Origin of the sequence: Streptomyces sp. NPDC017095 (assembly GCF_044332325.1) — a bacterium.
Taxonomy (GTDB): domain Bacteria; phylum Actinomycetota; class Actinomycetes; order Streptomycetales; family Streptomycetaceae; genus Streptomyces.
In genome coordinates this window covers 1-11,962 of record NZ_JBIROU010000035.1, presented here as the reverse complement: position 1 = coordinate 11,962, position 11,962 = coordinate 1, and the positions used below count along the sequence as shown (strand labels likewise).

The window sequence follows — 11,962 nt, the reverse complement described above, 5'->3', positions numbered from 1 at the left end:
GGGGGCCGACCGCCAGGGTTCGACCGGGAGACTTACCGGCGACGCAACGTGATCGAGCGCTGCTTCAACCGGCTCAAGGGCTTCCGCGGTATCGCCACCAGGTACGAAAAGACCGCCACTTCCTACGAAGCAGCGGTCAATCTCGCGTCGTTCCTGCTCTGGGCAAGATCCGTTTGAAGACGGACCCTAGGCACCCCGTCTCGCCCTGGACCAGCGTCTCCGTGTGGACCCGAGCCGACGATCCCGAGGACGCGGGCGGACTGGCGCGCGCCGCAGCCCGCACCGCCGCCCGGCTCAGGCCCGACGGACCGGCCGCGCTGCATGCCCGGCTCCTGGCAGTCGTCGCTGTCGAGTCGCGCGGCGACGCCGCCGCGGATGCCCCGCTCCCGCGCGCGGCCCTGCTCCCGCCGCCGAACCCTGGCGCCTACGCACTCCCTTCTCATGCACACTCTCCTCACCACTACGACCACCCTGCTCAAGGGGTGGCAACGCCCACTCGTGGTCGCTTTGCGCCTGCTGCCTCTGCTGGTGGTGAGGGCCTACTGCGCACCCATGCTCCTCGTGCTGCCGTACTGGCCGACCGGTCACACCCGAGGCCCGCGGGGCGGGGCCCGCGCCTGGGCAACCTTGGTACAGACCCCTTCCCCGGCCACTAGGCGAGCAGCTGCTCGGCCCTGAACACCTATTGCGGGCAAGGCGGTTGGCCGGGGAGGGGCAGCCTGCCAGAGGTGCTTCGCAGGCCGATCGCCTCACGCCCAGAGCGGGTCGGCGGTGGTCGGCGTCTTGGCATTACAGACGAGCTTGCCCAGTTCATTGTGCAGCCCGACACGGCCGTGGGTCGTGTCGGAGTAGCGGGGACGATGCCGCTTCCAAGTCCGGCTGTGGCAATACACGAGCGCAACTGGCCTATCAGGCGCCGACTTTTCTGCGTATAGGTAAATCAGATTCCCTTATGGAACGTGCGTCACATCCGCACGTAGGGTTCCGGCCAAGCGTGAGACGCCTTGACGTAAACGCTCGCCATCCCGTCTGGGAAAAGCTCACATCCCCTCACCTGGAGCCTCTGTGCGCAAAAAGATGCTGCCCATAGCCGCCAGCATCGCGGCGACCGCTGTCGGCGCGATGCTGGCCACCCCCAGCGCCCTTGCCGCCACGTCGCCCGAGCCCACCCCCTCCGCTGGCCGCCTCATCGCCGCCGCCGAGCCTGTACCGGGCCGTTACATCGTGGTCCTCAAGGACGCCGGGCTGACAAAGTCCGCCGTCAAGGAGCGTTCCAAGGAGCTGACCAGTAAGCACGGCGGTCAGGTGCGCTTCACCTACGGGACCGTGCTGAAGGGCTACGCGGCGGCGATGAGCGCGGAGGACGCCCGCCAGACGGCCGCCGACCCGCGTGTCGCCTACGTTCAGCAGGACGGCATCTCCCACAGCTCCGACACCCAGACCAACCCGCCCTGGGGCCTCGACCGCATCGACCAGCGCACCAACACCCTCGACCAGAACTACACCTACCCCAACACGGCCTCCAACGTCACCGCGTACATCGTGGACAGCGGCATCCGCATCGGGCATACGCAGTTCGAAGGTCGCGCCTCGATCGGTGGCAACTTCGCCTCCGACGCCTACAACCAGACCTGTATGAGCCACGGCACGCACGTGGCCGGCACGGTGGCGGGCAAAGACTTCGGCGTCGCCAAGAAGGCCAAGATCGTCTCCGTGCGAGTCCTGGACTGCACTGACAATGCCTACGACTCCGACATCATCAAGGCAGCCAACTGGATCACCGAGCAGGCCGCCCAGGACTCCAGTCGGCGAGCCGTGGTCAACATGAGCATCAACAGCAGTCAGGGCAACATCAACGCCGCTCAGGACCAGGCCCTCAAGAACTCCATCGCCAAGGGCGTCACCTGGGTCGTCTCCTCCGGCAACAAGAACAGCGACGCGTGCCAGAACTCGCCGGGCAACATCAAGGAAGCCATCGTGGTGAACAACGCCACCAAGAGCGACCAGCGGCGTTCCGACTCCAACTACGGCTCGTGCACCGATCTGTTCGCCCCCGGCACCGACATCCTCTCCGCGGCCCCCGGCAGTGACACCGCCACCACCGTCATGACCGGCACCTCCATGGCCGCTCCCCACGTCACCGGCGCGGCCGCCCTCTACCTGTCCGCCAACCCCACCGCCACCCCGGCCCAGGTCCAGACGGCCATCATCAACAACGCCACGTCCGGCGTCATTGGCGACACGCAGGGATCGCCCAACAAGCTCCTGTACATCGGCGGCGGTACCACCACCCCGCCCACGGGACCGCGCTTCGAGAACACCAACGACTACGCCATCTCGGACAACGCTACCGTCACCTCCCCGGTCGCGGTGACCGGCGTCAGCGGCAACGCTCCCTCCGCCCTGTCCGTGACGGTCGACATCCGCCACACCTTCCGCGGTGACCTGAAGGTCGAACTGGTCGCCCCCGACGGTTCTGCCTACCTGCTGAAGGACTACAACAGCAACGACAGCGCCGACAACGTCCAGGCCACCTACACCGTCGACGCCTCCAGTGAGGTGGCCAACGGCACCTGGAAGCTGCGCGTCACTGACAACTGGGCTAACGATACCGGTTACATCAACGCCTGGTCGCTCCAGTTCTGATCGCCCCTGAACGAGTCATGAGCCGTGGCGAAAACACTGGCCACGGCTCATCCGTGCCCTGTCCCAGCACGGTTCCCGGCCCACAAGGAGCAAGCGGCCGCCCTTTTTCTCCGTCGGTCGTGCCGTGCTACACGGTCAGCCACGTCGTGCGTGCGGCGCGGGATGGCGTCCGGCACCTGACCGCCCACCACATCCTGGACGACCTCGAGACCTCCTCCGTGCAGGTGACCGTCGACTGCGGGCGGCTGGAGACGCTGCACTTGCGTCAGGAAGTCGGCTCGGCGGTCTTCGACATCGGCTTCGGACGCGCCCTGCACCGGGGCGACACCCGCGATCGTCGGCTACACACTCCGCGTCGGTCCGCGCTGGAAACCCTCCGACCACCACGAGCGAACCCTGGCCGTCCCGGTCAGGCAGTACCTCCTGCACATCTTCCATCTCCACTGTCTCCCGTCGGCCGTGTACGGCTACTACAAGCAGGCGTCCGGCGCGAAACGGCGGGATCTCCGCCCGCTCGCCCTGGACGCCTCGCAGAGCGTGCACGTGGTGCCCGCCAAGTGCAGGGCCGGCATCTACGGGATGGCGTGGCAACAGGATGGGTCCGACCGCTGACAGGGGGCGCCGCACATCCGCGGTGCCCTCGCCGAGGAGACACCGCATGCCCAACGCCCGCTGGACCTTCGACGCGACCCCCGCCGCGGTGCGCACCGTGCGCGGCCGGATGTCCGAGATCGTGCGCGAGTGGGGCGCGGCGCTGGACGACGACCAGTATGCGCACCTGCGACTGGTGGCCTCCGAACTGCTGACCAACAGCCTCCTGCATGTGGGCGGGCGCCTGGCTGCCGAGATCACGCTGGACCACCCGTACCTGATCGTCGAAGTTACCGACGGCGACCCCCGCATGCCCCTCCGGGCGACCGCGCACCCGTACGCCGAGCATGGCCGTGGCCTTGCCCTGGTTGATGCCATCTGTCTCCTGCACGGATGCGAACCCGTGGGCACCGGGAAACGCTGCTACGCCGTGCTGTCCCTGGTCCCGGAGACGCCCGGCGCGGCGGGCCGGAACCCACCTCCCGAGGCTGGGAGCGCGGCGAGGCGGCATGCGGACCGCTGGACCCTCACCCCGGCCGCGTACCGCCTGCTGTGCCGGCTCAGCCCCGCTGGACCGGCGGAGTCGCGCGCGACGAGGCGGGAGCGGTGAGGGAGGCCGGGCGGCGACGCCCTGCCTGCGGCGGGGAGCAAGCCCTGGGGCTCCGAGTGACACGTTTCTGCGGGCTCCTGGCTTTGCGTACCTCCGTGGCAGCGGCGGGTTTTTGACGTATCCGTAGGAACCGGGTTCCGGATAGGCGCTGAGAGCCTGCGGCCCTACCTTCGATGTCGTCGGCTGACCGGCGCGGCCGTTCCACAAGGGCATGCCGGTCGGCCGGAACACACACGCTCTGTCTCTGTCATTGTTCGCGTCCAGGACCGCAGGCTCTTCCTCTTGCATCTTCTCCTTCAGGGGGCTTTCCTTGGCCATCTCGGTCTTCGACCTGTTCTCGATCGGTATCGGTCCGTCGAGTTCGCACACGGTGGGGCCCATGCGCGCGGCCCGGATGTTCGCCCGCCGGCTGAAGAACGAGGGCCTGCTGGCACACACCGCGAAGGTACGGGCGGAGCTGTACGGCTCCCTCGGCGCCACCGGCCACGGCCACGGCACCCCCAAGGCCGTCCTGCTGGGCCTGGAGGGGAACTCGCCCCGTACGGTCGATGTCGAGTACGCGGACGAGCAGTTCGAGCGGATCAGGGCGAGCAGCCGGATCAACCTGCTCGGCGCCCATGAGATCCCCTTCGACTTCGACGCCGACCTGGTCCTGCACCGGCGCAAGGCGCTGCCGTACCACGCCAACGGCATGACGGTCTTCGCGTATGACGCTCATGGCGGGCTCATCCTGGAGAAGGCCTACTACTCGGTCGGCGGCGGCTTCGTCGTTGACGAGGACGCGGTCGCGGGTGAGAACCCGATCGTCCCGGACGACACTGTCCTTGCGTACCCCTTCCGCACCGGTGACGAGTTGCTGCGCCTGGCGGAGAAGACCGGTCTGTCGATCTCCGCGATGATGCTGGAGAACGAGAAGACCTGGCGCACCGAGGATGAGATCCGCGCCGGTCTGCTGGAGATCTGGAGGGTCATGCAGTCCTGCGTGTCGCGCGGTATGTCCCGTGAGGGCATCCTGCCCGGCGGCCTGAGGGTCCCCCGGCGCGCGGCGAAGTTGGCGCGCAAGCTGCGCTCCGAGGGGAGTCCGGAGGCGCACGCCATGGAGTGGATCACCCTGTACGCGATGGCGGTGAACGAGGAGAACGCGGCGGGCGGCCGGGTGGTCACGGCTCCGACGAACGGCGCGGCGGGCATCATCCCGGCGGTCCTGCACTACTACCTGGACTTCGTGCCCGGCGCCGACGAGGACGGCGTGGTCCGCTTCCTGCTCGCCGCGGGCGCGATCGGCATGCTGTTCAAGGAGAACGCGTCCATCTCCGGCGCCGAGGTCGGCTGTCAGGGCGAGGTCGGCTCGGCCTGCTCGATGGCGGCGGGCGCGCTGGCGGAGGCGATGGGCGGCACCCCGGAGCAGGTGGAGAACGCGGCCGAGATCGGCATGGAGCACAACCTCGGCCTCACCTGCGACCCGGTCGGCGGCCTGGTGCAGATCCCGTGCATCGAGCGCAATGGCATGGCCGCGGTCAAGGCCGTCACTGCAGCGAGGATGTCGATGCGCGGCGACGGCAGCCACCGAGTCTCCCTCGACAAGGTCATCAAGACCATGAAGGAGACGGGCGCCGACATGAGCGTCAAGTACAAGGAGACGGCGCGCGGCGGCCTCGCGGTGAACATCATCGAGTGCTGAGGCCCGGGCAACCACTGGACCGCTGGGGCCGCCGTGTCCGCTACATCCCGACAGCGCCTTCCGCTGCGTTGAGCGCGCTGATGGCCGCCCGGACCCGCAGCGCGTCCGCGCCGTGCGTCACGTCGAGCCCGGTGATCTCGGCGGCGCGGCGCAGCCGGTAGTCGACCGTGTTGGGATGGACGCACAACGCGCGTGCGGTGTCGCGCCGGCTGAGCCCGCATCGTAGGTAGGCGCGCACCGTGTCGAGGAGTTCGGGCCGGGTCGTCAGGGGCTGCATGAGCCGCGCCAGTGCTTCCCTGGCCGGTCCCGGACGCATCAGCTGGTACTCGAGCAGCACGTCCGGGAGCCGGTAGAGTCCTGGCGACCGTTCCGAGGCGGCCGCTACCCGGCGCACCTCCCGGGCGAGCGTCAGGGCGGCGGGAATGTCCTGGGGGGCGGCGGCCGCCGCGCCGGCCATGATGTCGGCGCCCGCGACCCGCCGCATATGGCTGAGGGCCGCGGCGACCCGCGCCCAGTCCTGCTCCGTGACGTGGTCCGGTGCCGTGCGGCACGGGATGAGCGCGAAGCCGCCGGCACTGGACAGGGCAGCCAGGACGGTGCCGTCGACGTGCCGGTCGAGTTCGACCCGCAGGCGACGCAGTTTGCGTTTGCCCGCGATGACCGGGCTGACCCCGTCCAGTTCCTCGTCCGGGTGTGCGCCGACGGCGAGGTCCAGAATGAAGTAGCAAGGGGGCACGTCGAGACCCCAGCGGGCGGCGGTGCCCGCCACGTCCGCGCCCTCGACGAGCGCTGTCAGGAGCGCCTGCCGCGCCGACTGCTCTTCACCGAGGACCGCTTGCCGCTCGGCGAAGAAGCCGGCGACTACGGTGACCGTCATCCGCTCCAGATACTGGAGCACCAGGACGGTGACGGCCTGTACGTGTGCCAGGTCGTCCGGCACGGCGTGGCGGAGCATCTGCCGCAGGCATTCCTGCGCGCCGACGTGGTAGGCGCGCACGACAGTCTCCACGGGCACCCCTTCCTCCGCACGTTTGGCGGCCGACTGCCTGAGTGCCAGGAGCTGGTCGTCCGTGGGGAGCCACCCTGTGCGCAGCATGGCGGCAAAAAAGCCGATGCCCTGTTCGACGACGCGGCGGATCTCCTTGAGCTGCTCGGCGGGCATGGTGTCGTAAACCGGGACGTGGTCGACGAGCTGCTCGAGCACGCGCTCCGCCAGCTCGGGAAGGGCGTCTCTGAGGCGCTGGTGGAGGACGACGCCGTCGAAGGCCAGAGGCAGCGGTGTGTCGCTCGCGCGCTCCATTCGCCTCCCCCTTTCCCGCCCGGAGCGAGTTCGTCCACGCGTAGCGAAAGCAAAAGTCGCTGGTTTCGTGCGGGGCGTCAATGGCCTGGCGGATGCTGTGAGCGAGGTCTCGCAGTGGGTCTCCGTTGTGACGGATGACAAACGGCGTCGTTGATGTCTGGACGACAGCCGGGGTTCGTGGAGCGGTCCTTCCATCAGCCTGCTGGGACACCACCGCCACCGTGTACCCAGGAGACCTCATGCCAGTGACCATGCTGTCCGCGCGCACGTTCCGCGCGGGGCTGACCTCCGCGGCCGTCTGCGCCGCCACCGTGCTCACCGTCTCGTTGGCCGTGCCAGCCCAAGCCGAGGAGGCGTCCGCCTTGCGGGAAGGAAGTGTGGCGGAGGCGTTGTGGAACTACGTGAGTTCACCGGACGCCGTGCCGGGTGCCAATGATTGGGCGTGCAAGCCGAGCGCCGAGCACCCGGAGCCGGTCGTTATGCTGCCGGGTACGTTCTTCAACTTCGGCGCGAACTTCGTGAAGGCGGCGCCCCGGCTGAAGAACGCGGGCTACTGCGTCTACGCGGTGAACTACGGCTTCACCTCCCTGTCCCTGGGCCGCGTCGGCGGTCTCGGGTCTAACCGGGCATCGGCGGCCCAACTCGGCACCTTCGTCGACAAGGTCCTCGCGTCGACGGGCGCCCACAAGGTGGACATCATCGGGCACTCGCTCGGCGGGAGCGTGCCCATGTGGTGGATGAAGAAGATGGACGGTGCGCGCAAGGTCGACAAGTACGTCGGCTGGGCGCCGAGTTCGCACGGCACGAGCCTGAACGGGATCGTGGACCTGGGCGAGAAGCTGAACCTCATGGGCTTCGTGACGCACCTGTCGAACGTGGCGCAGTTCCCAGGCGTCATCGAGCAGACGAACACCTCCGAGTACACCCGCGAGATGTGGGCCGACGGCGACACCGTCGCCACGGGCCCGCACTACACTGTCGTGATGACGAGGTACGACACCGTCGTGACGCCGTACACCAGCCAGGCGCTCAAGGGCGAGAACGTCAACAACATGGTCCTGCAGGACGCATGTCCGACCGACCGTGCCGGGCACATGGGCCTCTTCAACGACGACCCGACCCTGCAGATCACCATGAACGCCCTGGCCGACGGGCCGAAGGACTTCAAGCCGAAGTGCCACGGCTTCGGACTGCAACTTCTGTGAGCCAGGCGGCCGACAAGCACACGGCTCTGGATGGGCAAATCCAGGTGTGAGGGAGTGGGGCCGGGGCAGTCAGTGGAGGAACCGCCGGACGCTCCCCGCGCCCCACACCTCGAAGGGGCTCACGCCCCACTACTACGCGCGCTGCCGTCGGGAAACGCTGCCCGAATGGCATCGCGCCCTGCTTTGCGGCAATCCGCTCACGTGTTTCCACGCCGCCCGCAGCCGATGATTCGCATCGTGTAATCTTCCGGCTCTGCGAGCTGGGAGAAATGGGAAGATCCTGCTCTGTCCCTGTTTTCCTGCGCCACCGTTTTGGTACGGTGCGGGAATCGACTCGCGCGGACCGGTGATCCAGGCCCGGGCGCGGAATGCCTCGGGCGGAATCGTCCCGCGTGTACTACGTCGGCTCCGCACTTCCCCCCGCGCACCGACGGCGAGTTGCTGGGCGCGGTGTGTCCGGGCTCCCGGGAGAAGGAGAGCGAGGAAGACGACGTGATGCAGACGCGTGGTTCTGCTCTGCCCCTGGCCCGCGTCCTCACCGACGAGCGCGCCGAACCGGTGCTGCTGTTTGTCGAAGGCGCCGCCGGCGAGGGGAAGAGTCACCTGCTCCAAGAACTGGCCGACCTGCCCGGGACGACAGACACGGTTCCCATACGGTGGCAGTGCGGAGCCGACACCGGACCGCCGGACGAGGGGGCGCCGGCCCTGTCCCTGTGGCTGGTGGACGACGTCCACCGGGCGGACGAGAACGAACTGCGACGGCTGCGCCGCATCCTCAAGGGACTGGAGCCGGGCTCGGCGGCCGCCGTGACCTACCGGCCCGAGGAACTCCCTGTCCCCGGCCTTCCGCTGGGTGGTCCGCCGATGAAGTACGCCTCCCGTCTGACGGTGCTTCGGCATCGGTTGACGCCCTGGGACGAGAAACGCGTCGGTCGGGCCGCCGCGGAGGTGCTGGGCGGGAATTGCACGGCCGGGGCGGTGCGCAGACTGTACGAGCTCACCGGCGGAGTGCCTGGGGTGGTCGTCGACCTCCTGGCCGCACTGAGGCAATGGCATCCGGCGGTCACCGTCACGGCTGCCGAGGTCGAAGCGGCGGGTGTGCCGACCCGTCTCGCGGAACTGGCGCTCAGCCGTACGTACGCGCTGTCGCCGGAGGACCGGCCGGTGGTCTGGGCTGCCGCTGTCCTCGGCGGACCCGCCGGCCGCGATGAGCTGATCGCGGTGTCGGGTCTCGGAGCGGCGGCGGGGAGCGGCGCGTTGCTGCAGGCTTTGGAGGGGGCGGCCCTGGCGGAGCCGGCCGAAGGCCGCTACGGCTTCGCCGTCCCGCTAGCCGCACCGGCCGTACGGGCCTTCGTGCCCGGACCCGTCCGCCAGGACCTACACGCGCGGGCGGCAGGCGTACTGAGTCGCAGGCAGCCCGTGCCCTGGGCCGACGTGGCCGAGCACCACAGGTCGGCCGGCGAAACCCGCAAATGGCTCCAAGCGGTGGAGAAGGCAGCCAAGGCGGCGGCCGTGTCGGGTCAGCACCAGCAGGCGATCAACCTTCTGGAAAAGACGCTGGCCACGCCCGACCTGCCGCCGCAGAACCGGGCCCGCCTCGCGCCGCTCCTCGCCCGCAGCGCGGTGACCGGGCTGCGCTCGGACCAGACCGTGGAGGTGCTCGCGCAGATCGTGCAGGACGCATCCCTGCCCCCGTCTGTTCGCGGAGAGCTACGGCTCGACCTGGGTCTCATGCTGTGCAACCAGATGGGCCGGGGCCACGAAGGGCGCAAGGCACTGGAGACCGCCGCCGCCGAACTGTGCGAGGTCCGGCCCGGCCTGGCCGCGCGCGCTATGGCGGCACTCTCCAGTGTGTTCTTCCCGGGCAACTCCCTCGACACCGACCGGGAATGGATAGCCAGAGCCATCGACGTCGCGGACGCAAGCGGAGACGAGGTCATGCGCACGGCGGTGCTGGCCAACCGAGCTGACCTCGCCTTGAGCTGTGCCGACCCGGGGGCATGGGAGCTGGTCAAGAAGTTGTCCACGAAGGACACGGATCCCGCGTGCGCCCGGCAAGCGGCGCGGGGCCTGTGCAACGCCGCGAACTCCGCGGTCTGGCTCGGTTTCCACGAACGGGCGGAAAACCTGCTCGCAGATGGACTGGACCTGGCCACGCGCAATGGCGCGCCCTACCAAGAGCACACCGCGCTGGGGGCGCGGCTGCTCCAGGAGTGGTGGACCGGCCAGTGGCCGGGCCTGGCCAAGCGGTGTGAGGACTTCGTCGCCGCGACCGCCGACATGCCGTTCATCGCCTCCGACGCTTATGTCGTACGAGGTCTGCTCGCCCTCGCCCAGGGCGACTGGGGTGAGGCGGTGTCCTGGCTGTCCCAGCGCGGGACGACCCGGGCCGAGAATCTGCCGGTTCCCCTGGCCGCGACGGCGGCCGGCGCTGCGATCCGGCTCTCCCTGGCCCGCCAGGAAGATTGGGTCGCGGCAGAGCAGGCCCGGGCCGCCTGGACGGCGGTTGCGGAGAAAGGGGTGTGGCCGTGGGCGGCGGAACTCGCGCCGTGGGTCGTGGAGGCGCTGGCACGCACGGACGACAGGGCTGCGGCGCAGGGCATGGTCCGGGACTTCTCCCAGGGGCTCGGGCAACGCGATGCGCCCGCCGCACGAGCTGCGCTCCTCTGGAGCAGGGCCGTGCTCGCCGAAACCGAAGCACCGTCCCGGGGAAACTCCGACCCGGCACGGCAGGACGCATTGCTACGGGCCGCTGAGCTGTACCGGCAGGCCGCGGCGGCTTACGCCGAGCTGCCCCGCCCTTACTCCCGGGCCCTGACGCTGGAGGGCGCCGCCCGCTGTGCGCTCGCAGCGGACACCGAAGCGGATTCCGACCCGCTCACGGAGACCAGCGGCATCGCCGCGCCGCCTGACCCGGTGTCCGGTCGCCCGTCGGCCGCATGGGCGGTCACCGAGCTGGAGACCTGCGTCCAATGCTTCGCCGAACTGGGCGCCGTCTGGGACGCGGCGCGGGCCAGAGCCCTGCTGCGCACGCGCCAGCCGGCGAAGACGGGCCGCCCTCCCGGTCGGCCCTCGCACGCCGACGCCCTGTCCCCACGGGAGGCAGAGGTGGCACAGCTCGCGGTCTCAGGCCTGACCAACCGGGAGATCGCCGTCACCCTCCACCTCTCCCCTCGGACAGTGGAGCAGCACATCGCCCGCGCCATGCGCAAGACCGGTGCACTCTCCCGCCGAGACCTTGAGCACAGGCTGGGGTGAACGCCTGAGGGCGACACTGGATGACGGTCAGGGACCGCGAGGGCCCGGGGCGTCGGCCGCGGAGCGACACGTTCCCCCGCTCCGCTTTTGCGTGCGCCATGGCATCGGCTGGACTTTTCTGTCGTATCCGTAGAAGTCGGGTTCCGGATAGGCGCCGAGAATCTGCGGCACTACATTCGGGGTCGCCGACCAATCGGCGTGGTCGCCCCCACCCGGGCAATCCTGTCGGTCGGGCAGTGCACGGGCATCAAAGGGCTGCGTGCGGCTCGGCTTGTCTCACCCATACGATCCGAGCCCTTCATGATCCTTCCGCAGCCGGAGCTCAGTGCGGGAAATCCCCGTCACCGAGCGCTGGCTGTGCCCGTGTGTGCAGCATCTGGTGCCATCGTTCCTCGCGTCCAGGTCCGCAGGCTTCTCCTCCTGCACAGCGGAACGGCAAAAATCCGGTCGACAGGAGAGAGACGATCCCCGGCTGATGCAGGCGCAGAAAGGCCTGAGGACCGGCGGAGACAAGTGCCTGCAGGCCATCGAGCCCGGCCGCGCTGAAAGGTTGCGTCCTAGCGAGCTCGTGCACGGTAGGGTCCGTCTTCAAAGATCATCTGGGTGATAGATCATGGTGTCGTGGTACGTCGTCATGAACTCACTGACCTGGAGTGGGAGTTGCTCGCTCC

7 protein-coding genes are annotated in these 11,962 nt (G+C 69.1%); 6 read left to right on the top strand and 1 reads right to left on the bottom strand.

The window, feature by feature from the left end; translation table 11 throughout:
• The 4 genes from ACH4OA_RS34480 to ACH4OA_RS34465 form a co-directional block, all read left to right on the top strand.
• The coding region (locus tag ACH4OA_RS34480; protein ID WP_397973445.1) for a transposase at nt 1-177 on the top strand (177 nt) is incomplete at its 5' end.
• A gap of 888 nt (nt 178-1,065) precedes the next feature.
• On the top strand, nt 1,066-2,646 hold the full coding sequence (locus ACH4OA_RS34475) for a S8 family serine peptidase (protein ID WP_397973440.1): 1,581 nt from the start codon (nt 1,066-1,068) through the stop codon (nt 2,644-2,646).
• 658 nt (nt 2,647-3,304) lie between these two features.
• Nucleotides 3,305-3,847: an ATP-binding protein gene (locus ACH4OA_RS34470; RefSeq protein ID WP_397973437.1), complete on the top strand. Its 543-nt coding sequence runs from the start codon at nt 3,305-3,307 to the stop codon at nt 3,845-3,847.
• 310 nt (nt 3,848-4,157) lie between these two features.
• On the top strand, nt 4,158-5,528 hold the full coding sequence (locus ACH4OA_RS34465; RefSeq protein ID WP_397973434.1) for an L-serine ammonia-lyase: 1,371 nt from the start codon (nt 4,158-4,160) through the stop codon (nt 5,526-5,528).
• 40 nt (nt 5,529-5,568) lie between these two features.
• Here ACH4OA_RS34465 and ACH4OA_RS34460 read toward each other — a convergent pair whose 3' ends face one another.
• Nucleotides 5,569-6,828 carry a helix-turn-helix domain-containing protein gene (locus ACH4OA_RS34460; protein ID WP_397973431.1) on the bottom strand — a complete coding sequence of 420 codons (1,260 nt, stop codon included), beginning with the start codon at nt 6,826-6,828 and terminating at the stop codon, nt 5,569-5,571.
• Nucleotides 6,829-7,067: 239 nt separating this feature from the next.
• On the opposite strand from ACH4OA_RS34460, the gene ACH4OA_RS34455 reads away from it, so the two are divergent.
• Nucleotides 7,068-8,033, top strand: a complete 966-nt coding sequence (locus ACH4OA_RS34455; protein ID WP_397973428.1) for an esterase/lipase family protein — start codon at nt 7,068-7,070, stop codon at nt 8,031-8,033.
• A gap of 492 nt (nt 8,034-8,525) precedes the next feature.
• On the top strand, nt 8,526-11,291 hold the full coding sequence (locus ACH4OA_RS34450) for a LuxR C-terminal-related transcriptional regulator (RefSeq protein WP_397973442.1): 2,766 nt from the start codon (nt 8,526-8,528) through the stop codon (nt 11,289-11,291).
• Nucleotides 11,292-11,962: the final 671 nt, after the last annotated feature.

Excerpts from the sequence above, each read along its gene's own strand:
- ACH4OA_RS34470 (WP_397973437.1), top strand. The coding sequence starts at position 3,305 with ATGCCCAACGCCCGCTGGACCTTCGACGCGACCCCCGCCGCGGTGCGC.
- ACH4OA_RS34460 (WP_397973431.1), bottom strand. The coding sequence starts at position 6,828 with ATGGAGCGCGCGAGCGACACACCGCTGCCTCTGGCCTTCGACGGCGTC.
- ACH4OA_RS34455 (WP_397973428.1), top strand. The coding sequence starts at position 7,068 with ATGCCAGTGACCATGCTGTCCGCGCGCACGTTCCGCGCGGGGCTGACC.